The sequence below is a fragment of the Dolichospermum sp. LEGE 00240 genome (assembly GCF_015207875.1).
Classification (GTDB): Bacteria; Cyanobacteriota; Cyanobacteriia; order Cyanobacteriales; family Nostocaceae; genus Dolichospermum; species Dolichospermum gracile.
On sequence record NZ_JADEVZ010000040.1, the window covers coordinates 1 to 26,344 of the forward strand.

Genomic DNA, 26,344 nt, shown 5'->3' on the forward strand with positions numbered 1-26,344 from the left:
TATAAGAGACGGGAAGTAGGGGGAGTAGGGGGAGTTGGGAAGAAAGAATTTTCCCAATGACAACGGACAACGGACAACGGACAACGGACAACGGACAACTGACAACGGACAACTGACCAACCTTACAAAAATATTTTTAAAGAATTTGCAAAATTGGCGCGTGAGTTTGCTATTTCTTAAAAAGTCACTAAATTAGGAGAACCGCTTATGACTGCTAAAGGCAAACCCGCTGCTAAACCTTCCTATGCTTTCCGGACTGGTTGGGCGTTGTTACTTTTGGCTATTAACTTTTTGGTAGCAGCTTACTACTTCCACATCATTGAATAGTTAGAAGTAGACTGGTGCTGTTTAAATCGTGCCTTTGAATAAACCTTTGGGGCGAATTAGCAGCACCAAAATCATGATTAAAAGGGCTACACCTTGCTTGTACTGTGAACCTAGCCAGGGGGTGCTAACTTCTTGGGCAATACCAATGATAAAGGCTGCGGCGATCGCTCCGTAAGGATTGCCAATTCCCCCCAAAATCACTGAGGCAAACAAAGGTAAAATCAAAAACCAACCCATATTTGGACGCACTGCTGTAATTAGCCCATACATACTCCCACCTAAAGAAGTGAATGTCCCAGCAATTACCCAAGTCCACAAGATTACTCTATCAACATTAATACCAGAGACCCTAGCTAAATCTAAATCATCAGCTACGGCCCGCATTGCCTTACCAATTTTCGTATTTTGCAGCAAGTAGTGTAGGGATAAAATCGCCAGAATCGCTAACCCCAATACCAATAATTGATTTTGCGGTATTTTTAAAGTCCCCAATTCTAAGGCTGGAATCACGGGTAAATTATAATTTTGGTTTTTACCCCCCCAGAGAAAAATAATTCCATTGCGGAGAAATAAAGCTAGACCGATAGAGATAATAATCAGTGTTGTCGAACTAGCACGGATAGACCGCATTTTTGACCAGAGCAATTTTTCTGCTAGTAACATTCCTCCCACAGTTCCCACAGTAGCCACAATCATGGATAACCAAATATTGAGACCCATAGCATTGACCATAAGAGTCAAATAAGCGCCTAATGTGAGAAAATCACCGTGAGCAAAATTAGACAACCGCAAAATCCCATAGGTTAAGGTTAGTCCTACTGCTGCTAAGGCGATAATGCTACCGACAGCAATACCATTGATAATTAATTGAGAAAATTGTGTAATGTCCATAAATATGCAGTTGCGATGAAATTATTGTGAATTTTTGCAGTTGTTAAATAGATTGGCGTTGAAAATTGTCGCCATAGCAAGGCAAGAGGCAATCATATAATAGGCAAGAGTAAAGAAGTTTGCCGCGATTTTAGAACAAAATATTGATTTTATGTTATTATAAAAAAGTAGGTGTAGTCCAATTAAATGCAGAAATGCAGCCTACAAAACAAAAAACAAATCTCAAAACCAAAGAACCGTGGGGCGCACGGTCTTAAAGCTCAGTTAATGTCCTCATAGAGGAGTCACTGAGAAGCCCACACTCACCTGAAAGGGAGTGTGTGGAGTACGTCACGATCTCCCTGAGGAACGCAAATTTAATAACCTGCAATTCTGATTTAATGTGGAATGGTGCGTTACGCTGTCGCTAACACACCCTACTTTTTTAATTTTGCACTTTATTTAATTCACATTCCTTTTTAATAACCTGCAATTCTGATTTAATGTGGAATGGTGCGTTACGCTGTCGCTAACACACCCTACTTTTTTAATTTTGCACTTTATTTAATTCACATTCCTTACATTCAGGCCAGTTATCCAACAGAATCTTTCTTCCTTCTTCCTTCTTCTTTCTTCCTCCTGGGAATTACGAGAAACCCCAAAATATCGGCATATACCGATTATTGCTCAAACGGCTATGGCAATGAAGGGCGATCGCGAAAGTTGTTTTGCGGCTGGTGTTAACGAGTATATTTCTAAGCCAATAGATTTAAAGCTTTTAGCCAGTCTGGTGGCTAAATATAGCAATTCTCAATGAGTTATGAACAACAAGATCCCCGACTTCTTAAAGAAGTCGGGGATCTGACTTGAATGAGCGATCGCTTTCTCAACAACCATGAATCTTATATATATACCCCTATCATAATTCAAGATATAATTTTCTTCCCATAATATAGGGTAGGCAATTTTGCCCACCCCAGATTACTTTGCGCCTTTGCGCCTTTGCGTGAGACTATTTCAAACTATGCACCTTCCCGTAACTTATCCAACACACTGCGATCTTCCAAAGTCGAAGTATCCCCCGCTATTTCCTGACCTGATGCCAAATTCCGCAACAAACGGCGCATAATCTTGCCAGAACGGGTTTTTGGCAAAGCATCAGTAAACCTGATTTCACCAGGACGAGCGATCGCCCCAATCTCATTGGCAACGTGCTTCTTCAGTTCCTTACTCAACTCCTCACTGGCTTGATAAGTTCCCTCCAAAGTTACAAAAGCCACAACTTCCTCACCTTTCAAATCATCCGGTTTACCCACAACAGCCGCCTCAGCTACCGCCGGATGAGACACCAGAGCCGATTCCACTTCCATCGTCCCTAAGCGGTGTCCAGACACATTCAGGACATCATCCACGCGCCCCATCACCCAGAAATAGCCGTCCTCATCTTTTCTCGCCCCATCGCCGGCAAAATACGTATAATTACCATCTTGGGGGGGAATATGTTCCCAATAGGTACGACGGAAACGATCAGGATCACCGTACACAGTCCGCATCATTCCCGGCCAAGGATGACGAATGGCTAAATAACCACCTTCGTTATCAGGGACAGAATTTCCATCTAAATCTACCACATCCGCAATAATACCAGGGAAGGGGAGAGTAGCTGAACCGGGCTTAGTGGCAATTGCCCCAGGTAGAGGTGTAATCATAATCCCACCAGTTTCCGTTTGCCACCAAGTATCCACAATGGGACAGCGTTCACCACCGATGATTTTGTGATACCACATCCAAGCTTCGGGGTTAATGGGTTCACCCACACTTCCCAGTAATCGCAGAGAAGAAAGATTACGTTTGTTAGGATGGTGTTCACCCATTTTGATAAAGGCGCGAATTGCTGTTGGTGCGGTATAAAAAATATTAACGCCGTATTTCTCAATCACATCCCAAAAACATCCAGGATTAGAAGCACGGGGCGCACCTTCGTACATCAGAGTCGTTGCCCCGTTGGAAAGTGGTCCATAAACAATGTAGCTGTGTCCCGTAATCCAACCGACATCGGCAGTACACCAATATACATCTGTATCTTGGAGATCAAAAATCCATTTGGTGGTGATATGGCTGTATAAGTTATAACCGCCTGTGGTATGGACTACCCCCTTCGGTTTGCCCGTACTACCGGAAGTGTAGAGAACAAACAGCATATCTTCACTGTCCATCGGTTCAGCGGGACAATCAGCGGACACACCTTTTTGTAAATCGTGCCACCAATGATCACGCCCTGCCGCCATCTGTGTTGTTTGATTTGTGCGTTTGACAACTAACACATCTGTAATACTAGGAACGGCATTATTTTCTAAAGCTTTGTCTACCTGTTCTTTCAGGGGGACAATGGCATCCTTGCGCCAACCACCATCGGCTGTGATTACTAACTTGGCTTCGGCATCATTCAAGCGATCGCGCAAAGCTTCAGCACTAAAACCACCGAAAACAACACTGTGAGGTGCGCCAATTCTCGCACAGGCTAACATAGCAATGGCAGCTTCGGGAATCATCGGCATATAAATACCAATGCGATCGCCTTTTTTTGCCCCCAACTGCTTTAATACATTCGCAAACTGGCAGACTTCCCGATGCAATTGAGCATAAGTCAGCGTCCGTGAATCTCCCGGTTCACCTTCCCAAATCAACGCCGCCTTATTTTTCCGCCAAGTAGTGAGATGTCTGTCAAGACAGTTGTAAGAAATATTTATCTTCCCATTCACAAACCACTTGGCAAACGGCGGCTGCCAATCTAGCACCGTATCCCATTTTTGAAACCAATGCAACTCAGTTTCTGCCAAATCTGCCCAAAATTGCTGAGGATCGGCTTTGGCTTGATCATAAAGACGCTGATAATCTGCTAAACTTTTGATCTGGGCATTTTCTGAAAAATCACTGGTAGGCGGAAATAGCCGCTTTTCCTGTAAAATAGACTCTATAGTTGGTTGAGACATAATGATGGATGCAAACAATATTGTGACTGAAAACTATTTTTAACGAAGTTGTACCCAAAAACTTGAGATCTTCATCAGGTTGCGTTAAGTGTAAAGATTATTTACTGAGATGGTAATCCAGTCCTCCTCCAATACGACAATTAATTAACGCTGAATTAGTTCAGTCCGCCGTAACATAAAATAATGATAATGTTTTTAACAACCTTATTTACCGATTTAGTAGGATATAAATTCTCAGATGTCATGTTAGTATTTTACAATAGGGTATAGTTTGGAAGCCAAGGAAATTAAAGACAAACTCAACTTATTAATCGAGCAAGCCGCTGAAATAGATCCAAATCTCACCACAAAATTAAGAGATATCAACCGTTGGATTAAACACATCAAGCTTGGTTCACTGATATCCAAACCTATCGTCGTTGCCTTTTTATTAGAAGTAATTACGGATTCTAAGGTTTGGTTAGCAATTAAGTCTTTACCTTCAGAAGAAGATAAAAGATTACAGTTTGAACAAATGACCGCCAATGAAAGGTATTGGTACGGTTATCTGTTCCCTAAATGGATTAATGCCACAGACACCAAATTTTATATTTGGAAGAAAAAAATGATGGCGGGGGAGTTTAATCAAGCTGATAGTGATATCATTAAATATATAGCTCAGGATGTTGTTCATCGGGAAGGTAGTTTTTGGCGGCGTTATATAGCTGACCTTTCTATGGCGACAGACCTGATTGTTAGCAATCATCAAAATAAACCACTCTGTATTCAAGTTACCAGTGTCAGTGAAGAATTTCATAACACCAAGTATCAAAAGTGGCAAAATTCACTGCAATTGTGGGAAATAGAAAGAGGCTTATTCTTAAGTTACAACCCCCAAGACAATGATTTTATCCATCAGTTAGTCAATGTTGCCCTGTATAACAGTGATCATCTTGCGGAGGGAAAGTATATGAATTTTTCCTGATTCCCGAATGTTGAAATCGAAATCTGTGTCCTAGCTAACATCATTAATCCGCTGAAAACACCATTTATGGTTAACCAACAACAGACTAATAATAGCGCTCAACTCGAAAACCTGACAGAAGCGTTAGCAGCAGCCCGGAATATGCAGCAAGATTGGTTAAATTATGGACTAAATTTTGTTCATATTTATGTAGAAGATGTGGAAGGTGATTGGCTAGAAACTTGGGGTGATGATGAAATATCCAATCCTTTATTTGATGCAATTAAAGACTTTTTAGTTAGCGATGATGATGTCGCCATCAAAATTAGAAAATATGTGGGAGACACATCCTTGTTCGATTTAGCCGTAGATTTAGAAGAATGTTTAAGAATTTCTAGGGAAAATGAGAAAATATCGGCTGTAAAAGATATATTAGCAAGTGATATTGATATTGATGATCTAGAATTATTGGATTTAGCTAATAATTTTGTAGATAAGTGTTGTCAAAAGAATTTAGAAACGAGAATTGTGGAAGTATAGTTTTGGAGAGTTTCATATCCCCGACTTCTTTAAGAAGTCGGGGATCTTGTTTTTTACCATTCATTTAATGCTGGTAAACTATTAACTATTCTCATAGTTTCTAAACTGACTCTCACTATCCTTTTGAGTGACGTACTCCACACACTCCCTTTCAGGTGAGTGTGGGCTTCTCAGTGACTCCTCTATGAGAACATTAACTGAGCTTTAAGACCGTGCGCCCCACGGTTCTTTGGTTTTGAGATTTGTTTTTTGTTTTGTAGGCTGCATTTCTGCATTTAATTGGACTACACCTACTTTTTTATAATAACATAAAATCAATATTTTGTTCGTTTCGTCGCTGTAGCCTTCTTTGTTTTCGCTACGCTCAAATACAATTTGGGCTACGCAACTCAACTCACGCGCCATTCATCCCACGCTCCTAAGAGTGAGACGTGGGGCTTCTGTCGGTTAAGCTAAATCCACTATATAACGGGGATTTTCTGACCAATTATCCTGATTCAGACAAAAAATTGCATCCTGTAAATCCTATAATCCTGGTTATCCTGATTTAGACAATATCATAACTACACTTACCTATAGTTGTAAAGTCTCGACTAGGTTATGTTATATTAAGTTTTTTTATTATCTTAATAAAAATAATTTCATTTAAGTTAATATTCGTTGATGAACTTGTCAGAATCAGGATATCTCAGGATTTAAGGATTAACAGGATGTTATTGATCAATTTTCTGTTGATATCAAAGTTGAAAGAGATTAAATCGGCGTTGCTGAAACCAAGTATGAATTTAGATGTAGAGACGTTACATGGAACGTCTCTACAAGGGTTTGGAGATCATCAAAAATAATTTTCATACCTCAAATCAGCAACGCCATTAAATCATTATTTAATCTATGTTTATAGCGGTATGCAGTTGAATGAGATACAAACTGAAACTTAAAAATCATACAGGATAAGACTTTCCCTCCTGCCTTCTGCCCTCTGCCTCCTGCCTCCTGCTATATCATCTTTTCCTCAACAAAATAAATCATCCTGTAAATCCTGTAATCCTGGTTATCCTGATTCAGACAATTATTAATTATTTCGCCTATTTCCTTCTTTCCTGTAACTTGCGATAAACTGCCTTTAAATCAACCTGATGATGTGCTAAAGCTACAAGAGTATGATAAAATAAGTCTGCCACTTCACCAGCGATCGCATCGGCATCATCATCTTTACAGGCCATGACTACCTCGGCGCTTTCCTCACCAATCTTTTTCAATATCTTATTATCACCACCAGCCAATAATTTACAGGTATAGGAATCTTCATTAGGATGATCACGGCGATCGCAGATGACCGCAAACAACTGTGATAAACTATCCCCAGGTGGTGCTGTCACCGTGCCATCAACTTGATGAAAACAACTGCGTTCCCCCGTATGACAAGCAATATCACCCAATTGCTCCACCCCTATCAAAAGAGCATCACTATCACAGTCATAACGAATAGTTTGTACCTTCTGAATATGCCCAGAAGTAGCGCCCTTATGCCAAAATTCCTGCCGAGAACGACTCCAAAACCAAGTTTCCCCGGTATCCAAAGTCTTTTGTAACGATTCCTGATTCATCCAAGCCATCATCAGCACCGTACCATCTAAATAATCTTGGACAATTGCCGGCACTAAACCCAAGTCATCGTAGCGAATGTTTTCCACAGGGACAGCAGATTGGAAAGATAGCAGTTGGGAAGAAGACATACCAGTTAATTTACAATAATTATTTGACTCAAGATACCATTTTCAGCTAATCCTATACCAGAGAAATTCACAAGTAACTTTTCACCCTATTCTAAGATAGAAGCTCAATTTTAATCACCACTTAATAGGAGATACCCTTGGTCAATACCTCAATTAAAACCACCAAATCACAAGAAATCTTTGCTGCTGCTCAAAACCTCATGCCCGGAGGAGTCAGTTCTCCCGTTCGCGCTTTTAAATCCGTCGGGGGACAACCCATCGTATTTGATCATGTCAATGGCGCTTATATTTGGGACGTAGACGGCAACAAATACATTGACTATGTTGGTACTTGGGGCCCAGCTATTTGTGGTCATGCTCATCCAGAAGTAATATCTGCACTACACACAGCCCTAGATAAAGGCACAAGTTTTGGCGCTCCCTGCACCCTCGAAAACGTTTTAGCCGAAATGGTCATTGATGCTGTTCCTAGCGTCGAAATGGTCAGATTCGTCAACTCTGGAACAGAAGCTTGTATGGCGGTATTACGCCTGATGCGAGCCTTTACAAATCGAGAAAAAGTCATCAAATTTGAAGGCTGCTATCACGGACACGCTGATATGTTCTTGGTCAAAGCTGGTTCTGGTGTTGCTACCTTGGGCTTACCCGACTCCCCAGGAGTCCCCAAATCCGTCACCGCCAATACCTTAACTGCGCCTTTCAATGATTTGGAAGCCGTAAAAGCCCTATTTGAACAAAACCCCCAGGAAATCGCCGGTGTGATTCTTGAACCGGTAGTTGGTAACGCTGGCTTTATTACCCCTGATGCTGGTTTCCTAGAAGGACTACGGGAACTTACCCAAGAACACGGCGCATTATTAGTATTTGATGAAGTGATGACGGGCTTCCGTATTGCCTACGGTGGCGCACAAGCCAAATTTGGTGTTACCCCCGACTTAACTACAATGGGTAAAGTCATTGGTGGTGGTTTACCAGTCGGTGCTTATGGTGGTCGTCGTGAGATTATGTCAATGGTTGCCCCCGCAGGTCCTGTTTATCAAGCTGGAACACTTTCTGGTAATCCTTTAGCCATGACAGCGGGAATTAAAACCCTGGAACTCCTCAGCAAACCCGGTACTTATGAGTATTTAGAAAAAATTACTAAACAGTTAACTGATGGATTGCTAAAAATCTGCTCAGATACAGGTCATGCTGCCTGTGGTGGTCATATTAGTGCCATGTTTGGGCTATTTTTCACCTCAGGGCCTGTGCATAACTATGAAGATGCCAAAAAGGCGGATACAGGCAAATTTGGTCGTTTCCATCGCGGAATGTTAGAACATGGTATTTACCTAGCCCCATCTCAATTTGAAGCTGGTTTTACTTCTTTAGCACATACTTCCGAAGATATTGAACAGACATTAGCTGCTGCTAAAGAGGTGCTGTCTAGTCTGTAAATAGGTAATGGGTAATGGGTAATGGGTAATAAATTCCTTGTTTCCTGTTGTCTATTACCCTCCATAATGTAATAAGAGCATCATTCATTATTCCCCTGAAGCTGTTACGCAGCGAGTTTACATTGCATGAGCTATTGCGTAAATCCCACTTGTTCCCATCCTATAAATTCAGCCCCCAGTCTAATATGTCAGGCTTGTGGCTCGAAATTGCTGTTGCGCGATCGCTTTTGCGCAGTTAAACCCATCGGTCAAGGTGGTTTTGGGGCAACATTTTTAGCAGTAGATCAAAGTCTACCGGGTAACCCGCCTTGTGTGATTAAGCAATTACGTCCAGCAAGTACAACTCCGTACATATTAAAAATGGCACGGGAGTTATTCTCCAGAGAAGCAGAAACTCTCGGTAAAATCGGTAATCATCCCCAAATACCCAGACTACTAGATTATTTTGAAGACAACAATCAATTTTACCTAGTGCAAGAATATGTCAGCGGTTTTACTCTCCAACAAGAAGTGAAAAAAAATGGAGTTTATAGTGAAACCGCAGTCAGGCAATTTTTAAGTGAAATCATGCCCTTGCTGCAATATATCCACGAGCAACAGGTAATTCACCGTGATATTAAGCCAGCTAACTTAATTCGTCGTTCTCAAGATGCCAGATTGGTACTAATTGATTTTGGCGCTGTCAAAAATAAAGTCAGTCAAGTCACAACCAATCAATCCGAACAATCAGCCTTAACAGCCTATGCAATTGGTACTCCTGGTTTTGCACCTCCCGAACAAATGGCGATGCGTCCAGTTTACGCCAGTGATATCTATGCAGTGGGAGTAACTTGTGTTTATTTGCTGACTGGGAAAGTTCCTAAAAACTTAGAATACAATCCCACCACAGGGGAAATGATGTGGGAGCATCTGGTACAAGCCAGTGATCATTTCATTAAGGTATTGAGAAAAATGTTGGACGTATCTGTGCGCAATCGCTATCAAGCCGCACAGGACGTACTTACAGCTTTAGATATGGAGCCATATTTAGATAGTTTAAACCAAAGCTTACTCTCTAAACCCTCTGTACCTACTCAGAATTATTCTTCAAATTCTGGGATTGATTCTATTGGTTATACTCGTGGTAATAATGATGGTGTTGCGAAACTAGCGGCATCTATTCGAGCCAGAAAAGGCAAGACACCAACACCAGCAGACACAGAATGGAAACATGGACACAATCAGGGACGCATTCAGGATAGAGAATTAGCATCTAAACCAGCAGCTAGAGATATAAATAACGCTGATGATCCAGTCTATGCACGAAAATTAGATTCCCAAAGTCTACTGGCAGCCTATGAAAAGGGAAGACGGGATTTTACAGGCTACAATTTTATCCGGTTGAGTGTGCCTAGTGCTAACTTATCAGACAGTAATTTCCATGCTGCTCAATTTCAGAAACCTAATTTTCAAGCGGCTAATCTTCACAATACTGACTTTGGTAGGGCAAGTTTACAACAAGCAAATTTCAAAGATGCGGATTTAAGCAAGGCTTATTTTAGTAATGCTGATTTGGAAGGTGCAGACCTGAGAGGTGCAAACCTCAGTCAAGCTTATCTAAGTCAAGCTAATCTGCGGGGAGCTAATTTGTCTGGCGCTAATCTCACTGGCGCTAAGGTGACTAATGAACAATTGGCTGTAGCTAAAATTAATTGGTTAACGGTGCGTCCGAACGGTAAGCGCGGTTTATTTTAATTCAAGAAATTTATAAAATTATAGCAAATTGCCGATTAATGAGGTACATATACTAATTTTACGAAAACTGTCATCTGTTAACTATCTGACTTTCTATTCTGGCATATTATCTCTAAATGTTCGTTTCTGTCAAAAATTTAGAATTGATTTGTCATTTGTAATGCAATAACTTGACTAAATTACAAAAAAAGGGAACAGGGAACAGGGAAGATAAAAGAAAAATGTTCTTTATCCTTTATTCTGATAGCGCAGCGTGGCGTTAGCCATACTCCTGACTCCTGAATTCTTACGAGTGTAGAAACTACATTTTGAAATTTTCCAGGATTTCGTTTTCTACCTGATATTTTTTATTAACTAATTTTGAAACAGCACTGAAAGGTATGCAGTTGTGCAAAACCACAAGCTACAAGATTCATTATCTTCTCAGTTTATTCTCCGATTAGTGATAGGGAAGCGCTCCGCAGGAATCGCTATTGCCATGCTGGCATCTTTATCTGTGGCTAGTATTAGTGTTTTTATTGTCCTCAAATTTCGGGATGTAGATAATCAAAAACCAGCCAATCCTGTGGTAGCCATACCAGAGATAAAAACCGTCACAGCACTAGGGAGAATTGAACCAGAAGGGGAAGTGATTAAATTATCAGCAGCGATATCTGGAGAAGGAAGTCGAGTTGAGAAGATATTAGTCAAAGAGGGGGATATGGTCAAAACAGGACAGGTAATTGCTATTTTAGATAATAGCGATCGCTTACAGGCAGAATTAACTGAAGCCAAGGCAGAAGTAAACATAATTAAAGCTAAAATTGCCCAAATTCAAGCAGGTGCTAAACCTGGAGAAATTACCGCCCAAAAAGCCATCATTGACAGATTAGCCGCCGAAAGTCAAGGTGATATTAATACTCAAAAAGCAACTTTAGAAAAATTGCAATCTGAATTACTCAATGCTGAAACTGAAAATAAACGTTATCAGGAATTATATACAGCAGGGGCAATTTCCGCATCTCAAAGAGATATTAAAAACCTGAATGTACAAACTGCTAAAAACAATCTTCAAGCAGCACAGTCACAGTTAAAAAAGCTGGAATTTAGTGGTCAACAAAAAATCAAAGAAGCTGCCGCAACCCTAAATCAAATTTCTGAAGTTAGGAAAGTAGATATACAAGCAGCAATAGCCGAACTAAATCGAGCAGATGCAGTAGTGAAAAAAGCCACTATCAATCTTCAAAAAGCCTATGTCAAATCTCCTCAAAATGGACAAGTATTTGAAATCTACACTCACCCAGGAGAATTAATTTCTAATAATGGCATTGCTGACATTGGTAAAACCAGTCAGATGTATGTAGTTGCTGAAGTTTACGAAAGTGATATTACAAAAATTATTCAAGGAAAACAGGTGCGGATAGTTAGCGATACTTTTTCTCAAGAATTACAAGGAAAAGTAGAACGAATCGGTTTACAAGTAAGAAAACAAAACCTCACCAATACAGATCCTTCCAGCAATATTGATAACAGAATCATAAAAGTCCACATCCGACTAAATCAAGCCTCTAGTCAGCAAGCAGCCAAATTTACCAATATGCAAGTTAAGGCAATTATTAGTCTTTAGAGGGTGTTTGAAAAGTATTAGATGAACCCGATAATCTCTAGAAACCTAACCCCCCTCCCCTACAAGGGGAGGGAAGCGGAAAAACTTTTGTTAGTTGGAATGGGGGTTTCAAAGCCTCTCCCCGCACCTCTCCCTAACCCTCTCCTAAAAGGAGAGGGAAAAGGAATAACATTTAATACTGGAGAGGTTTGGAGAGGGGTTTATTTATACATTAAAAACTTTTCAAACATCCTCTTAGTCATTAGTAATTACTCAACACGATTCTTTCTTCTTTCTTTATTCTGACTCCTGACTCCTCGTTCCTATGATTAGTATTTTTCAAAAATTGTGCCGACGAACTCCTTTAGGTTGGTTACAACTTACCCATGAAAAAAGCCGTTTATTGGTAGCAGTATCCGGTATTGCTTTCGCCGATGTTCTTATGTTTATGCAGTCAGGTTTTCAAACTGCTTTATATGATAGTAATACTAGATTGCATCGGAGTTTACAAGCTGATATTATTCTCATTAGTCCCCAAGCTCGTAGTTTACAAAGTATGTCTATTTTTTCTCGTAGACGACTTTATCAAGCAATGGATGTACCAGGGGTAAAATCGGCAGAAGCTATGTATTGTAACCATATTATTTGGAAGAATCCCCAAACACGATTAGAAACAGGAGTGTTAATTATTGGCATCAATCCAGATCAACCAGCTTTTGATTTACCGGAAATTAATCAACAATTACAAAAAATTAAATTACCAAATACAGTCTTATTTGATCGAGCAGCCAGAGGAGAATATCAACAAGCAATTCAGCAAATTCAACAAGGTAAAACTGTCACAACTGAAATTAATGGTAATACAATTACTATTGGTGGCTTATTTAAACTTGGTGCTTCCTTTGCGGCAGATGGGAGCTTAATTACCAGTGCCAATAACTTTTCTCAAATCTTTGCCAGACAGCCTACAAGTAGCGTGAGTATCGGTTTAGTTAAAATCAAACCTGGTTATCAAACCGATCAAGTTGTTGCCCAATTAAAGGCTTATTTAAAAGATGATGTCAAGGTTCTTACTCATCAGGAATTTATTGAATTTGAAAATAATTTTTGGAGTAGTAATTCCCCCATTGGGTTTATTTTCAACCTTGGTGTATCAATGGGATTTGTCGTAGGAATAATTATTGTTTACCAAGTTCTTTCCACCGATGTTAATGCCCATTTGCGAGAATATGCAACTTTCAAAGCCATCGGATATGGTCATGATTATTTACTAACTATAGTGTTTGAAGAAGCTTTAATTTTAGCGGCTTTGGGATTTTTTCCAGGGGTAGCCGTATCTTTAGGACTTTACCAACTAACCCGAACAGCAACAAATTTACCCATGTATATGACGATAATTCGTGGTGTACAAGTCCTACTTTTAACTATAATTATGTGTGCTATTTCTGGGGCGATCGCTACTAGCAAACTCCAATCTGCCGATCCTGCGGATATGTTTTAAGAAGTATATAAGTAGGTGAACAAAATAAAAACCAGGGGTATTACGTTTTGTAAAATGGCGGAAACTCAATCAAAATATCGCATCGAAACAACTTTACATACCGTTACTACCTTTAAATTGTTCTGTTCACCTACTTATAGCCCTTTCTACTATTATGAAATAACGTTTTTACCACCAAGGCGGGGTTTCCCCGCCCTCTGTAAAGAAAGCGGTATAAACACAAGTTATTACCTTCTCAAGTATAGAATGATGGGGCTGGTGACAGTTTGGGCTTGGTTAAAGGATTTTTGGAGGTCGGTGATGATGTCATCCATTGACATATCAGAAGCATCCCGTAAGATTCTGGCATCAATCAATCCCAAGGCAATTGCTAGTTGAGGATCAACACCAAAACGGGTATTAACTATATTCTTCACATCGTCAATGTTTCTGGTTGGCCAAATATGCCCTTGAAATCCAGAGGTATTCAGTCCGGCCTTTTCCAGAGCTTTCCAAGTAAAGTCAATGCAACTGTTGTTAAGTACGCTGTAAGATGTGCTGAAACCGAAATCCTGTGGTCTATCGCCGAAATTTCTCATCACCTCATATTGCGCTTGCGTGATCTCTATAGTTTTAGAGTATTCGCGGCTCTGGTAGTTGGTGTTATCGCTGGTATAAACCTTGCCTGGAGCAAAAGGCGAACCGTGGTGTTGTTCGTCTGGCGCAAATCCATAGCTTTTAGCACTGCCACTGATATCTGTTAACGAATACCACATATGACCTCGAGACGATGTTGTTCCATCTGCAAGAGGAGTTCCACGTCCTGCAATGTTGATAGTTACGGTTTGCATATTTGACCTCTCATTTATCTAAATAGGTAATAGGACTTCTAGAATGTTTGGCATTGGTGAATTGGGGTATAAAAGTCGAAAATTCCATCTCTCACACTTTTACTCTCTGCGCCTCTGCGTGAAATAAAATCATACTTTTACTCAGCAACACCGATTATTGGTACAAAATCAGTAATTCTAATAACTAACAATCCGAGTCGGATAAACTCTAAAAGAATCGAAAAAATTAGCCACTTCTGTAGTTAATTCATTAGAAGTTACAGCTCCCAATATATAAAATCGTCGTCGCACTAAATATCCTTGATATTGTCCTTGAGTACCATCGGCATATTGCACTAGTAATTCAACGCCTGGATATCCTTTCAATACCATATTTGTGCTTTTTACAACTTTATCATTGCGAGAAATGGTTGCTCTTAAAGCAACTTGCAAAACTTCTCGAATCTCCTTTGAACCTAAATACGACATTTCTGGAGGCATATCTCTATGGGATATTAAATACACTGTTTGTGTCGCTGCATTCATTGATCTTAGAGTTTCATCTGTGTTCTACACAGACAAAACCCACCTTCGTGGGTTCAGAACCCTTAATTTTTTATTAGTCCACGTTCGCGTAGCGTGGCGTTAGCCATAAACTTTTAAAACATCCTCTAATATTCTTTGGCTGGTACTCTAAAAGCGGCATATTTCCATTCACCACTTTCTAAATATTCGATGTTAAATACTCCTTGAGTTAATAAAGCAATATCCTTGAGTTGGATAATTCCATCTTCTTTAACTACAACACAATCTGAATTAGTCACAGTAGTTTGATTTTGATTTGCATCTATTTGACTAAGAATTTTATTGCGCCGATCTTGATACTCTTGTTCTGTTATTAGTTTAGACTCGTACAATTTTTTTGATTCTCTCAGTTGGCTTTCTATATTAGATTCACCTGTTTTTTGGACATTATCTACCGTGCAAGAATCAGGTTTAAAAGCAATTTTTCTCACCGGATGATCCCACCATTTAGGAAACTGAGTGAATGCATTAGTTGTTCTGGTTGTATGTACTACTCTGACTTGATTTCCATTGATTTCTAACCGCACCCAATCAGTTGATTTTTTTTGGATTAATCCAGCAACTCCATGAAATAAAATGCTACCAACTGATACGCCAGAATCCGCTAGACGCAGCTTAATAACTCTAGATCCTATGCCTTGTGCTACTTTCATTTCAGGCTGAAATATAATTCTAGTTTTCTGAGGAAGAAAAACAGGATTTTTTTCTATAGCAACTGCTGGATTAACTGCTACAAAATTGACAAAAAATATGACCAATAAAACTCTAAATTTATTCTTCATGATTTCCTTAGATGTGGTATTATTTTCCTTGAATTTCATTTCAAAAATTCCATATCAACAGACGAACACCGCTTTTCATCATCACAAGTAGCAGCCACTAATGAACCATCAGGCTGAACTGCAAATACAAAGTTATCAGCAGCATAAGTAGGATGTGAAATAGACGTTCCAGCATAAACAGGGTTATATCCTAATAAAACCAATCCCTGTGATGAAGACATCAGTTTCATTCTTTGATCTATAGTCGCTTTCTTTCTTATCTCAGGATCAAAGTAACTAACTCTTAAATCTCCGTAATACCCTCTCATAATTAGATAACCTTTATAAACAGTTCCATTGACACTATATGTTAATGTCCATGAGCCATAAAGAGGGTAACTAGCTTCTGTTATTTGGGCAATTTTGAATGATAAAGATTGAGTATTTTGTGTAGAATCTGTAGTAAAAGATGCTTTTGTGAAAGCGGTTTTAGCCTCTACAGATTTCATCCCAAATAAACCCATTCCTACAACTGAAACTAAGACAGAAATAGTCTGCTTAAAATTCATATCTTTGATACCTCATTTTTTTAGGAGACCTATATTTAACCTGTATTTACCTGCGGTTTATTATTCAATTTGTTTGTGTGCAAAATAAAAAATACCTATGCAAAGATTTTGATGAATAGAATAAAATTTGTAGGGTGAATCTGAATCCACCCCACAATATGCAATTAACGATTAAAAACCTTGCCGATATCCGACACTCACACCAAAAGAACCGGGAGGCTCTATATGCAATTAACGATTAAAAACCTCGCCGATATCCGACAATCACACCAAAAGAACCGGGAAGTTCTTTTTCCAAACCCTCAATATTAGGATTTTTGTAATTGCTTATACCAACGTATTTGATTTCAGCGAAGGCATTACCTTTCTTTGCAATTTCATAGGAAACACCTACCTTTGCTTGATATGCAAGGGAGGTTTCAATTTCACTATTAAGGTCATTGCTAATAGAACCAACACCTATACCAGCACCAAGGTAGGGACGGAATTTAGAGCGAGTTCTAATATCGTAGTAGCCATTTACCATAACAGTCGTTGCGGTGACATTACCATCAACTGAGACAGGAGTGCCTAAAAAATCAAACTTATTTATACCAAAAGAACTACTAGCAATTTCTAGTTCTGCACGAGCTTGTGGCCATTGATAACCCCCGGCTATGCTCCATTGCAAAGCAGAATCCAATCCTACTGTCCCAATAGTCTCTGAGTCAATTTTACTTTTATAATCGCTTGGTGAAGCAATACCAACACTTCCACTAATATAAAAGTAGTTACTTTCAGGCAATTTAGAATCAGTCAAATTCATAAGAGGATCATTATTCTGAGCTACTAAATTAGATGATTTGGACTCCTTGCTAGTAGGTAACAAAGAACTATTTGGCATTAAATCGGCAGCTTTCATAGAAACTTCCTCAGCTTGAGCAGAGGTAGTGGAGAAAGTAGCCAATAGAGCCACTACAGAAAGGCACAAATTTTTATTCATGATGTAGGTAAACCTTGATTTTCAACCTGAAAAACTAAATTATTCTGAGTTAGAGACTGTGTAAAATTGACCTTAGCTGGGATACCAGCAAGGCCTTTCCTGAATCTGACGAGCCTTCGTTATCAAAGCATTTCTTCCCCCCAACTATGTCACAGAATTTTATTTTTGTGACATAATCTTTGACTATAATGTGACATATTTGCTTACAGATGTCAACCTCATGAGAGAGATGGGGATTTTCATATCACTTACGTAAATTTCATACCTGCCAAAGTCGTAATAGTGACAGAGAATACTTGATATTTGATTGTAAATTACTGTAAAATAGTCACAATAGTGAATATATAACTGATGCAACTTAAACCGAAAATGAATCAACAAGAGTTTAATCGCATATTTGATAACCTCACAGAAAACCGCAAAAATGTATTGCAGAAAATACTTGCAGGCCACACAGATCCGGCTATAGCTGAAGCCATGAACATTTCAGAAGTATCTGTCAGAAAATATGTTGAAAGAATATGTGATGAATTTAAACCGAAGAATGAATCGGCTGATCATCGTCGTTACAAACGCTCAGACTTAGTTGTATTGTTTGCTAAATACAAACCAGAGTTATTAACTGATAGTTCATCTAAATTAACAAAAGAACTAGAAAAAGCAGTAGATAAAGATAGTGAAGATATTACTAAATCTATCTTGTATCTACTATCAATTAATAAACCTGTTCCAGAGGAATTTAAAAAAGTGCTAAGACGTATTGATTTCAGTGAAAAAGAAAAAAAAGAAATTGCTAGATCTCTAAATAAGTTAGGACATGAAAGCTATCTAAACAATGATTTTGCAATTGCTGCATCTTATCTAGAATTAGCAGTTGAATTAAACCAAAACTATGGTTCTGCTCACTATAATCTGGGAGCAAGTTATGAAAAGTTAGATAATTTAGATGGGGCTTGTCATCACTATCAAATTGCCACTAGATATCAAAATCGTGCTGCTGATGCTGCTATTAATAACTTGGCTCGGTTGCAAATTACCCAAGGAAATAGTGCAGATGCGGTGGAAATGATTGAACCCATTTTATCAAATGTAAAAGATAATACAGTGAAATTAGCATTACACAAAAATCTTGCTTGGGCATATTTTCAGCAAAATTCCTATGAACAAGCACACCAGCATTTACTTATCTGTCTGGAGTTAGACAGCAATTATACTCCAGCTTATTGCTTATTAGCACAAGTCCAAGCAGCACAAGGAAATCAGCAAGCTGCTAGAGAATCATGGCGAAGTTTCCTAGAATTTTATTCCCATGATCAAGAACTTAAAAAAGCCCATTGTAAATTACCAGAATTAGAAAGTTGCAAGTTAGAAGCGATGAGAATTATTAATTCTCTAGACAAATAATATCCGCTCAATTAATTAGGAGGAACTATAGGATCATCATTCTCATCTCCTTGATGATCCTGCATAAACCAAATATTTCCTTTTTTCAGTAATTGTACTGAGAATGACTGCAAAATATGCTCTTGTCCATTGATGTTCGCAAGCTCTGACAGTGAAATTAGTGAATTATCAATACTATTCATATCACCCTCTTTTTTGTCCTTACACAACCAAGTATCTCGAAGGTCAGTGTGATTGTAAATACTAATTGTTAACCAGTGTTTTAGTTAATAAAACTAATAAAACTAATAAAACTAATAAAGTTATGGCAAATTAAGATACAATCCACAACAGGATATCAGGGGAAAACTAGACTATGGATGCGAAACAGATAATTAGAGGACTGAAGGATTGGGTAAAGCGTGAGAAAGCAATAGATTTGAACTTGAGTGATTGTCAAGAGGCGATTTTAGAATATTCTTTGCAAAATATCGCCTATGCCAATATGGAGAATCTCGGTTATGCTGTTGACACCATCAAAAATAATACCGGTCCTGAGTTATTCCAATACCTCAGTCAGGTTACGGGTAGGACAGTTAGCAAAAAGAATTGCTTGTTAACTCTTTCACGACTTTTAGAGCATCCAGGTGGTGAAAAAGATCCAGAAAACAATTCATTACGGTTAGATCTAGAAGAAGCACCAAATCTTCAAGATGTCTATGGACGTGAGCAGGAATTATCTAAATTAGAAACATGGATAGTTACAGAACACTGTGCCTTGGTGGGTGTTTTGGGTATGGGTGGAATTGGGAAAACACTACTATTAAGAAAGTTTGTTGACAAAGTTAAAGATAAGTTTGATTATGTCATTTGGAAGAATTTTAAATATCCCGCTTTATTGGAAGACTTTTTAACTCATATAGAATCATATTTTTTCGTTAATAATTCAGAAACAACTGCAAATAAAAAAAATATATCCCAAAAAATTCTTAGCCTAATTTCTTTCTTGAAACAACATCGTTGCTTACTGATTTTTGATCATTGGGAACAACTAATGATAACTAATGAAATATCAGCAGATCAACGAGAAATCAACTATGATAACTATGGAAGATTTTTAAGGTCTGTTTCAGAATTAGAACATCAAAGCTGCGTAGTATTTATCGGTTTAGAAATACATCGGCAAATGGATATTGCCGACAAATTCAGAGTTAGAGAATTAACCTTAACTGGTTTAAACAGTCGAGACACTCAATATTCTCAATATCTGTTGAGGAATTTTCAGTTGTCAGATCAGGGAATAGAAAAACTGATTGAAGAATATCAAGGATATCCATTAGCTTTAGAATTGGCTGCTCCATATATTCAAACATATCATAATGGTCAAATTTATGAATTCCTGAAAGGAACATTGTTCGTTCACGATGCCATAACTGACATATTTGATAAACATTTTTCTCGGTTATTAAATATAGAAATCAATATTATACGACAATTAGCTCATGAAACAGAACCAATATCACTCCCTGAACTTTATCAATTGTTCCCTTCTATTTCCCAAGCAAAAATTAGTCAATCTATGGATAAATTATGTAGAACTGGGTTAGTCGAAAAGAATGATAGCCAAAAGTTACCAACTTTTGGCGTTGTTCATCGTTTACTTACCAAGTACATTAAAAACCGTTATCGAGAAATTTAATCACTTAAAAGGATACTGACATGATAAATTTTCCTAGAAGAATCCTCAGATACCCTATATTAGCTAAACGTTTATTGTCAATAATCTTGATACTTAGTATTGTTTTATGGGTATATTTGATTTTTAATCCGCAGTTCTTCAGAGATATTTTTTCTGACCTTTCTGAAAATTGGTGTGAAAACTTTGCTTTAAAGGATAATTTGTCTTGTGGTGAGGAAAGTCTTTTTCCAGAGTATAAATCTCTATCTAGTGACTTTAAAAGTGCTGTTTATTCTTTTCAAAAAGGTAACTTTAAAGATGCTATCAATTTTTTCGAGAAGGCGAGAAAAAAGGATCAAAATAACCCCGAAACTCTAATCTATCTCAATAACGCCAAATTAATGCAAGAAAAAGGTAGAAAAAGTTACACTATTGCTGTTGTTGTTCCTATTAATCAGGATTCTAGAGGTACAGGCATAGCAGAAGCTTTGTTAAGAGGCGCGGCTCAGGTTCAAGAAGATTTTAACAAGGAAATAAAACATCCTGGTCTGAAAATTATTATTGCTAATGATGCAAATGACCCTCAAAAGGTTAATAATTTAGCAAAATATCTGCTCTCGAAAGAGGACATAGTTGCAGTTATCGGACATTATGCATCTGAAGTCGCTAAAGAAGCTTTACCTGTTTATCAACAGGAACAAGTAATTATTATGTCTTCTGCTACGGCTGCCAGAGAACATATTTTATCTGGTAGGAAATTCTCACCAAATTTTTTATTTCGGACTGCCCCTAGTGTTAAGTTTCAGGTTCCTATATTAATTAATAAGTTGAAATTATTCCAATTGGCTAATGCAGAAAAAGTAGCTATTTTTTACACACCAAGCAGCACTTTTAGTAAATCTGCTTTTGAAGAGTTCCGCAACCAATTAGGTATAAATAAGATAATTGAAAAAGATGTATCTATCTCTGGTTTTATTCCTGATAGTACCTTAAATGAAGTTAAACAGCAAGGAGCTAAAGCACTGATTCTTATTCCCGATGGTCGAGTTAGTCCCAAAAGTTTCACAAATACTTTAAGCCTGATTGATGTCAATGCAGATCAACTACCAATGGCAGGACAATTGGTTCTGTATGATGAACAAATACTCAACAAAAAAAATATTGTTAAAAACCTTTCAATAGTCATTCCTTGGCATCCTTTAAACAGTCCCAATCAAGAGGTTGTTTCCACAGCTAAACGAATCTGGGGAACCAGTAATATAAATGCTCAAAGCGGGATATTTTATGATGCTACTTTAGTTTTGGCAAAGGCTCTAGAAAAAGTGTCTATAAATGATTCTTTGAAAAAACAAAGATTGGATATACGGCAGCAATTAACTAACTTGCAGGTGCTGGAAGGAGCATCAGGACAGATTTCTTTTGATCAGGATGGAGATAGGAAAGAAAACACTTCACAACTAGTCCGTGTTGTCCCTAATAAATGTTCGACATATGGAGCTATGTTTGTGCCAATTGACTATGATACAAGTAAGTTAAATTGTCCATAAAATAATAAACTATTGAAGTAAATTAGCACTTTATTAACACAACAGAGAGAGAACTATGATTGAGCCTGGAGATATTATTAATAATCGTTATCATATCCTTAAAGAATTAGGAGATGGTGGTTTTGGTAAGACTTTTGAAGTAAAAGATAGTTTTACAAATGATCATAAAGTCATGAAAATTCTAACTCAATATCGGCCAAAACTATTTGAACTTTTTGCACAAGAATGTGATGTATTAAGAAAATTAAATCATCCAGGAATTCCTCATGTTCAAGTGGATGGTTATACTATATTTGGCTGTCCTCACACCCAAGAAATTTTGCATGGTTTAGTGATGGAAAAAATTGCCGGACAGGATTTGGGTAAATGGCTGGAACAAAATAACAAAATTGCTAATACAAAACAAGCCCTTGAATGGTTAGAACAATTGATTCATATTTTGTCTCATGTTCATGCTCAAAACTATTTACACCGAGATATTAAGCCAGGTAACATAATGCTAAAACCTGATAGTCAATTAGTATTAATTGATTTTGGGATTGTTAAGGAATTTATCCAAAAAACTCAAAAGCAAACTATTCCTGCGACAATAGTAGGAACACCAGGCTATAATTCACCAGAACAAGAAGCTGGAAACCAAGTGGACTATACGTCTGATTTTTTCTCATTAGGGCGTACATTTCTTCACTTACTCACAGGTATTTATCCTGGATACGACAACTTTCTAAAAGATGCACGGGGAAGGTTATTATGGCAAGATAAAGCACCAGAAATTTCTGAAGAATTTAAAAACTTAATTGATTATTTAATGGATAATAACCGAAAAAGTAGACCACAAAATACACAAGAGATTTTGCAAATCATTCAAAGAATTAAAGATGGTGAGAAAAAAGTTATATTCCCTATGCCAATCATTTTCTTCAGCCTTGCTCTTAATTTCCTTTTCCTGACTTTACTAGCTATGGGAGTTACATTAGATATAGGCTTAAAAGTTCTCTTCGTCGTTGTTTTATGTGTGATTAGTAGTTTTCTTGTTTTCCCTTGGATTAAATATCTATCATGACATGGACACCCCTCCACGCCCAAATACATCGTACTATCCACGCCCGTCATCTATTCCCACCCAAACAACGTCTATTAGTTGCAGTATCCGGTGGACAAGATTCCCTCTGTTTAATTAAATTACTATTAGACTTACAACCCAAATGGGAATGGAACATAGCCATAGCCCATTGTGATCATTGTTGGCGCGAAGACTCCCAAGCTAATGCTCACCACGTCGCCAATTTAGCAAAAACTTGGCACAAACCCTTTTATTTAGAAACAGCCAATCAACCCGTCAAAAGTGAAGCCACAGCCAGAAATTGGCGATATCAAGCCTTAGCAAAAATCGCCCAGTCTTATAACTATCAATATATTATTACCGGACATACCGCCAGCGATCGCGCCGAAACCTTACTATACAATTTAATTCGTGGTACTGGCACAGATGGTTTGCAAGCCCTAACTTGGCAACGTCCACTCACCGAAAATATTACCCTAATCCGTCCACTCCTTGAAATCACCCGTTCCCAAACAGAACAGTTCTGCCAAAAATTTAACTTACCAATATGGGAAGACTCCACCAATCAAAACCTCAAACATCCCCGCAACCGCATTCGCAAACAACTAATTCCATATCTCAAAGAAAATTTCAACCCCCAAGTAGAAGGAAACCTAGCCCAAACAGCAGAACTCCTGCAAGCAGAGGTAGAATTTCTTGAAGAAACAGCCCTTCATTGGCGGCTAGAAGCCTCAGCAAAGGGTGATAAAGATAATTTACAAATTAATAGGCGCGTATTACAAAAAGCACCCCTAGCAGTGCAACGTCGAGTCATGCGTCAGATCCTCCAAGAAATACTTCCCCATGCACCCAACTTTGAACATATTGAAAAACTCACAGCCCTAATTACAGCCCCCAATCGTTCCCAAACAGATCCTTTCCCCGGTGGTTTGACAGCCATAGTCCAAGGTGACTGGATTAACCTGAGTTCGGTGTTAGGAGTTTCTCCTTCGGAGACGCTACGCGAACGGAGTTTCTCCTTCGGAGACGCTACGGGAACGGAGTTATGATTTTTTCAACGAGATCATCAGGGCTTGAGACTCATATTTGGGGCAGTTTTCCAAAAATTATCGTTATGTCGAACTCAGGTCAGGTTCAATTAATTATTTTCGGCGATTACATTATTCCCTCTTTCCTCTTGCCTCTTGCCTCTTGCCTGTCCCCTTTTTTTTGTAATAAATTAGACTTTTCAAACACCCCCTAAGAAACCAATACCTCCGGTAGATTGACAAAACTCTCAATCACCTGACGCAGATCAAAAACAACCTGAATCTGAGAATCCCCAAATGCTTGTACTTGAGTCAAAGATTCACCCATCTTTGTTAACTGCTCCCGTAACCTATCAAGCTCATCCTGAATAGGTTGCAGAGCTTCCTGATAAAGATTCACTCTTCCCCAACACTCACCAGTAGCCGTTCGTAAATTCAGCAATTGCTCCTCAAGAGCATCAACTTCCCGACGCTTTATTTCTACCTCCTGAGTTTGATGATCAATAGCTACTTGATCCGCTGCAATAGTAATCAGCATCAAAGCTATGTCACTTTCCAACTTTTCAATTTCCGCAGATTTTCGCTGTTTCTCGGCTGCCAATTGGGAAACCAATAATTCTAAATCACTAGATTCCCCCTTAATCTCCACCGAAATCCCTTGTCTTTGCCACAATACCACTTGATTCTGCTGGAGAGTCTTTTGCTGTCCAATCAAATTGCGTCTTTGTCCTACCAAACTTTCGTTCAGCATCTGATAAAGATCCTGTTCATCCGCTAATTCTAAATCTAAATTTACCAGTTCTTCCCCAGTGGCATAAACAATTTTTTGTTGAAGTTCTTCTATAAGTTCTTGCTTGTATTTAAGCTCCTGCTCCTGTTCCTGGACAAAATTAGAATCCCTGTCTAACTTCTCCTGCCAATCTTGCACCATTTTCTCCAATTCTTTCAGCGGCATTTGTTGCAAAGCAGTCACATCAACTGCCGGTTTAGCCACCTCAGCGCTAGTCTTAGTCGCCAAAAGATGCAGCTTGTGGTAAAATTCCTCCTCAGTTTCTAAATGCTGTTTGAGTATGGCAGTTAATTCCTGTTTACTATTAACTATTGTTATTTGTGATTGTAACTGGGTAATTTTTTGTGCTAGAGAATCCTGTGCCTGTTGCAATTCATTTTGGCGATCGCCTAAACTTTGCACCAGTTCCTCTCCCTCCCTTTGCTGCTGATTAGCCCCATGACGTTGGATGTCCAACTTTTGCCAATGTAGATTCAAAGCATCCTGCTGTTTATTTGCAAACTCAAAAGCGTAACCTAGACTTTCCTTAACTATATTAATAGGAGCAGATGTACTTGATAAACGATTAAGCAAATCACTTAATTTTTGACCGCGCTCATTATCCACGAATTGAGACTGTTGAACATTTAATCTAATCTCCTCTAAACAGCGCTGCTCAACGCGCAGATGTTCCCACGCACCTTCTAAATCCCGGCGATTACGTTCAACTTCTGCCCGTAACCGCTCAACTTCCGTGCGAGACGTATTAATCAAGTGTTGTTGTGTATCTATCCGTTTAGAGTCATTCTCCAGTTTTTGTACCTCGTCCCACCGGGATTCCATTTCCATTTCCCGACGATTCAGTTCCTGAATTTGGAGATTCAGCGACTGTTTCCACTGGTCAATTTCCTCCTCCTTAAGTTTAAATTTTTCCACCTGTCGGGAAAAATTTTGCAAAATATTCACCAATGGACGACCAGCATCTTGAACCCGCTGTACTTGACGATTTGGACTCAAATCCACCAGTACCAATGCACCATCATTGAATTTACTTGCTTCATCAGCAACAATCATTTCGTCCGGGATTGGACTCCAATTTTGGTCAGTACGTTGACAAGCGATCAATTTTAGTTCGCTTTTGCCACCGCCACTAAGTAAGCCACCTTTCTGTTTTTGTACTTCTGCTAAATACAGCACACCGTCAATCCTTTTGATGTACTTTGTGTCCGTGTTCTAGGATATACCGTAAATAATTCTGTCAACTTGGTTTTCTTCAACATTAGTCTAGCAGCAGAACGAAGATAAAATTATTTTCTTAGATATCGCATATATTAATACTTGCTCACACTTAATCAAAATCATAAGAATACCCGGTAAGAGGGAAACGGCACGAGCCGTTCTAACCACCTTGAATATTTTTTCATCCTTGCAAGCCCAGTCCCTTTAGGGCTGGGTTACTGACTTAGGCAGTTAGGTTTTTATACAGGTTGATTACCTTTCCTGTT

The 26,344-nt window shown here is 38.6% G+C and carries 23 protein-coding genes; 12 read left to right on the forward strand and 11 right to left on the reverse strand.

What is annotated here, in order from left to right:
• Nucleotides 1-207: 207 nt before the first annotated feature.
• Complete coding sequence (psaX, locus tag IQ226_RS14300; RefSeq protein WP_027404674.1) at nucleotides 208-327, forward strand: photosystem I protein PsaX; 120 nt, start codon at nucleotides 208-210, stop codon at nucleotides 325-327.
• Between the two features lie 21 nt (nucleotides 328-348).
• On the opposite strand, the gene IQ226_RS14305 is transcribed toward psaX, so the two are convergent.
• Both IQ226_RS14305 and acs read right to left on the reverse strand, forming a co-directional pair.
• The gene (locus IQ226_RS14305) at nucleotides 349-1,218 is read right to left on the reverse strand and encodes a branched-chain amino acid ABC transporter permease (RefSeq protein ID WP_193896378.1); all 870 of its coding nucleotides are present in this window, start codon (nucleotides 1,216-1,218) and stop codon (nucleotides 349-351) included.
• Between the two features lie 1,001 nt (nucleotides 1,219-2,219).
• A complete protein-coding gene (acs, locus tag IQ226_RS14310) occupies nucleotides 2,220-4,190 on the reverse strand; it encodes an acetate--CoA ligase (RefSeq protein ID WP_193896380.1) in 1,971 nt (656 codons plus the stop codon).
• Nucleotides 4,191-4,461: 271 nt separating this feature from the next.
• On the opposite strand from acs, the gene IQ226_RS14315 reads away from it, so the two are divergent.
• Nucleotides 4,462-5,154: a hypothetical protein gene (locus IQ226_RS14315; RefSeq protein WP_193896382.1), complete on the forward strand. Its 693-nt coding sequence runs from the start codon at nucleotides 4,462-4,464 to the stop codon at nucleotides 5,152-5,154.
• 66 nt (nucleotides 5,155-5,220) lie between these two features.
• Entirely contained in the window at nucleotides 5,221-5,673 is a 453-nt protein-coding gene (locus IQ226_RS14320; RefSeq protein WP_193896384.1) for a hypothetical protein, read from the forward strand.
• 204 nt (nucleotides 5,674-5,877) lie between these two features.
• On the opposite strand, the gene IQ226_RS14325 is transcribed toward IQ226_RS14320, so the two are convergent.
• Together IQ226_RS14325 and hisIE are read right to left on the reverse strand one after the other, a co-directional pair.
• Entirely contained in the window at nucleotides 5,878-6,078 is a 201-nt protein-coding gene (locus IQ226_RS14325) for a hypothetical protein (protein WP_193896386.1), read from the reverse strand.
• Nucleotides 6,079-6,758: 680 nt separating this feature from the next.
• Nucleotides 6,759-7,409, reverse strand: a complete 651-nt coding sequence (gene hisIE / locus IQ226_RS14330) for a bifunctional phosphoribosyl-AMP cyclohydrolase/phosphoribosyl-ATP diphosphatase HisIE (RefSeq protein WP_193896388.1) — start codon at nucleotides 7,407-7,409, stop codon at nucleotides 6,759-6,761.
• Nucleotides 7,410-7,546: 137 nt separating this feature from the next.
• Between hisIE and hemL the strand changes: the two genes are divergently transcribed.
• The 4 genes from hemL to devC all read left to right on the forward strand — a co-directional run bounded on the left by hemL (nucleotide 7,547) and on the right by devC (nucleotide 13,665).
• A complete protein-coding gene (gene hemL, locus IQ226_RS14335) occupies nucleotides 7,547-8,845 on the forward strand; it encodes a glutamate-1-semialdehyde 2,1-aminomutase (RefSeq protein ID WP_193896390.1) in 1,299 nt (432 codons plus the stop codon).
• A gap of 126 nt (nucleotides 8,846-8,971) precedes the next feature.
• Complete coding sequence (locus IQ226_RS14340) at nucleotides 8,972-10,579, forward strand: serine/threonine-protein kinase (RefSeq protein WP_193896392.1); 1,608 nt, start codon at nucleotides 8,972-8,974, stop codon at nucleotides 10,577-10,579.
• A 388-nt stretch (nucleotides 10,580-10,967) separates the two neighbouring features.
• Entirely contained in the window at nucleotides 10,968-12,185 is a 1,218-nt protein-coding gene (locus tag IQ226_RS14345) for an ABC exporter membrane fusion protein (RefSeq protein WP_193896394.1), read from the forward strand.
• A gap of 304 nt (nucleotides 12,186-12,489) precedes the next feature.
• On the forward strand, nucleotides 12,490-13,665 hold the full coding sequence (devC, locus tag IQ226_RS14350; protein WP_193896396.1) for an ABC transporter permease DevC: 1,176 nt from the start codon (nucleotides 12,490-12,492) through the stop codon (nucleotides 13,663-13,665).
• Between the two features lie 227 nt (nucleotides 13,666-13,892).
• On the opposite strand, the gene IQ226_RS14355 is transcribed toward devC, so the two are convergent.
• From IQ226_RS14355 to IQ226_RS14375, 5 genes are all read right to left on the reverse strand, one after another.
• Complete coding sequence (locus tag IQ226_RS14355) at nucleotides 13,893-14,495, reverse strand: hypothetical protein (RefSeq protein ID WP_193896398.1); 603 nt, start codon at nucleotides 14,493-14,495, stop codon at nucleotides 13,893-13,895.
• Nucleotides 14,496-14,672: 177 nt separating this feature from the next.
• The gene (locus tag IQ226_RS14360) at nucleotides 14,673-15,020 is read right to left on the reverse strand and encodes a hypothetical protein (protein ID WP_193896400.1); all 348 of its coding nucleotides are present in this window, start codon (nucleotides 15,018-15,020) and stop codon (nucleotides 14,673-14,675) included.
• Between the two features lie 125 nt (nucleotides 15,021-15,145).
• On the reverse strand, nucleotides 15,146-15,880 hold the full coding sequence (locus IQ226_RS14365) for an SHOCT domain-containing protein (RefSeq protein WP_228039446.1): 735 nt from the start codon (nucleotides 15,878-15,880) through the stop codon (nucleotides 15,146-15,148).
• Complete coding sequence (locus tag IQ226_RS14370) at nucleotides 15,877-16,389, reverse strand: hypothetical protein (protein ID WP_193896401.1); 513 nt, start codon at nucleotides 16,387-16,389, stop codon at nucleotides 15,877-15,879. Before IQ226_RS14370 ends, IQ226_RS14365 begins: the two co-directional genes overlap by 4 nt.
• A gap of 238 nt (nucleotides 16,390-16,627) precedes the next feature.
• Entirely contained in the window at nucleotides 16,628-17,371 is a 744-nt protein-coding gene (locus IQ226_RS14375) for an outer membrane protein (RefSeq protein WP_193896402.1), read from the reverse strand.
• Between the two features lie 369 nt (nucleotides 17,372-17,740).
• Between IQ226_RS14375 and IQ226_RS14380 the strand changes: the two genes are divergently transcribed.
• A complete protein-coding gene (locus tag IQ226_RS14380) occupies nucleotides 17,741-18,775 on the forward strand; it encodes a LuxR C-terminal-related transcriptional regulator (protein WP_193896403.1) in 1,035 nt (344 codons plus the stop codon).
• A gap of 11 nt (nucleotides 18,776-18,786) precedes the next feature.
• Here IQ226_RS14380 and IQ226_RS14385 read toward each other — a convergent pair whose 3' ends face one another.
• Complete coding sequence (locus tag IQ226_RS14385) at nucleotides 18,787-18,957, reverse strand: hypothetical protein (RefSeq protein ID WP_193896404.1); 171 nt, start codon at nucleotides 18,955-18,957, stop codon at nucleotides 18,787-18,789.
• 173 nt (nucleotides 18,958-19,130) lie between these two features.
• On the opposite strand from IQ226_RS14385, the gene IQ226_RS14390 reads away from it, so the two are divergent.
• The 4 genes from IQ226_RS14390 to tilS are packed head-to-tail and all read left to right on the forward strand — an operon-like array spanning nucleotide 19,131 to nucleotide 24,091.
• Nucleotides 19,131-20,453 carry an NB-ARC domain-containing protein gene (locus tag IQ226_RS14390; protein ID WP_193896405.1) on the forward strand — a complete coding sequence of 441 codons (1,323 nt, stop codon included), beginning with the start codon at nucleotides 19,131-19,133 and terminating at the stop codon, nucleotides 20,451-20,453.
• A 20-nt stretch (nucleotides 20,454-20,473) separates the two neighbouring features.
• Complete coding sequence (locus IQ226_RS14395; protein WP_193896406.1) at nucleotides 20,474-21,979, forward strand: ABC transporter substrate-binding protein; 1,506 nt, start codon at nucleotides 20,474-20,476, stop codon at nucleotides 21,977-21,979.
• Nucleotides 21,980-22,034: 55 nt separating this feature from the next.
• Nucleotides 22,035-23,042 carry a serine/threonine-protein kinase gene (locus IQ226_RS14400; RefSeq protein ID WP_193896407.1) on the forward strand — a complete coding sequence of 336 codons (1,008 nt, stop codon included), beginning with the start codon at nucleotides 22,035-22,037 and terminating at the stop codon, nucleotides 23,040-23,042.
• Nucleotides 23,039-24,091, forward strand: coding sequence for a tRNA lysidine(34) synthetase TilS (gene tilS / locus IQ226_RS14405; protein WP_193896408.1), 1,053 nt, complete (start codon nucleotides 23,039-23,041; stop codon nucleotides 24,089-24,091). Before IQ226_RS14400 ends, tilS begins: the two co-directional genes overlap by 4 nt.
• A gap of 190 nt (nucleotides 24,092-24,281) precedes the next feature.
• Here the strand turns inward: tilS and hmpF are convergent, their stop codons facing one another.
• Nucleotides 24,282-26,036 (reverse strand): pilus motility taxis protein HmpF, encoded by a 1,755-nt coding sequence (gene hmpF, locus IQ226_RS14410; protein WP_193896410.1) that lies wholly within the window; start codon nucleotides 26,034-26,036, stop codon nucleotides 24,282-24,284.
• Between the last annotated feature and the right edge of the window lie 308 nt (nucleotides 26,037-26,344).

Coding starts and splice junctions, on each gene's coding strand:
- psaX (WP_027404674.1), top strand. CDS start 208: ATGACTGCTAAAGGCAAACCCGCTGCTAAACCTTCCTATGCTTTCCGG.
- IQ226_RS14305 (WP_193896378.1), bottom strand. CDS start 1,218: ATGGACATTACACAATTTTCTCAATTAATTATCAATGGTATTGCTGTC.
- acs (WP_193896380.1), bottom strand. CDS start 4,190: ATGTCTCAACCAACTATAGAGTCTATTTTACAGGAAAAGCGGCTATTT.
- IQ226_RS14320 (WP_193896384.1), top strand. CDS start 5,221: ATGGTTAACCAACAACAGACTAATAATAGCGCTCAACTCGAAAACCTG.
- IQ226_RS14325 (WP_193896386.1), bottom strand. CDS start 6,078: ATGGCGCGTGAGTTGAGTTGCGTAGCCCAAATTGTATTTGAGCGTAGC.
- hisIE (WP_193896388.1), bottom strand. CDS start 7,409: ATGTCTTCTTCCCAACTGCTATCTTTCCAATCTGCTGTCCCTGTGGAA.
- IQ226_RS14340 (WP_193896392.1), top strand. CDS start 8,972: ATGAGCTATTGCGTAAATCCCACTTGTTCCCATCCTATAAATTCAGCC.
- devC (WP_193896396.1), top strand. CDS start 12,490: ATGATTAGTATTTTTCAAAAATTGTGCCGACGAACTCCTTTAGGTTGG.
- IQ226_RS14355 (WP_193896398.1), bottom strand. CDS start 14,495: ATGCAAACCGTAACTATCAACATTGCAGGACGTGGAACTCCTCTTGCA.
- IQ226_RS14360 (WP_193896400.1), bottom strand. CDS start 15,020: ATGAATGCAGCGACACAAACAGTGTATTTAATATCCCATAGAGATATG.
- IQ226_RS14365 (WP_228039446.1), bottom strand. CDS start 15,880: ATGAAATTCAAGGAAAATAATACCACATCTAAGGAAATCATGAAGAAT.
- IQ226_RS14370 (WP_193896401.1), bottom strand. CDS start 16,389: ATGAATTTTAAGCAGACTATTTCTGTCTTAGTTTCAGTTGTAGGAATG.
- IQ226_RS14375 (WP_193896402.1), bottom strand. CDS start 17,371: ATGAATAAAAATTTGTGCCTTTCTGTAGTGGCTCTATTGGCTACTTTC.
- IQ226_RS14380 (WP_193896403.1), top strand. CDS start 17,741: ATGAATCAACAAGAGTTTAATCGCATATTTGATAACCTCACAGAAAAC.
- IQ226_RS14385 (WP_193896404.1), bottom strand. CDS start 18,957: ATGAATAGTATTGATAATTCACTAATTTCACTGTCAGAGCTTGCGAAC.
- IQ226_RS14390 (WP_193896405.1), top strand. CDS start 19,131: ATGGATGCGAAACAGATAATTAGAGGACTGAAGGATTGGGTAAAGCGT.
- IQ226_RS14395 (WP_193896406.1), top strand. CDS start 20,474: ATGATAAATTTTCCTAGAAGAATCCTCAGATACCCTATATTAGCTAAA.
- IQ226_RS14400 (WP_193896407.1), top strand. CDS start 22,035: ATGATTGAGCCTGGAGATATTATTAATAATCGTTATCATATCCTTAAA.
- tilS (WP_193896408.1), top strand. CDS start 23,039: ATGACATGGACACCCCTCCACGCCCAAATACATCGTACTATCCACGCC.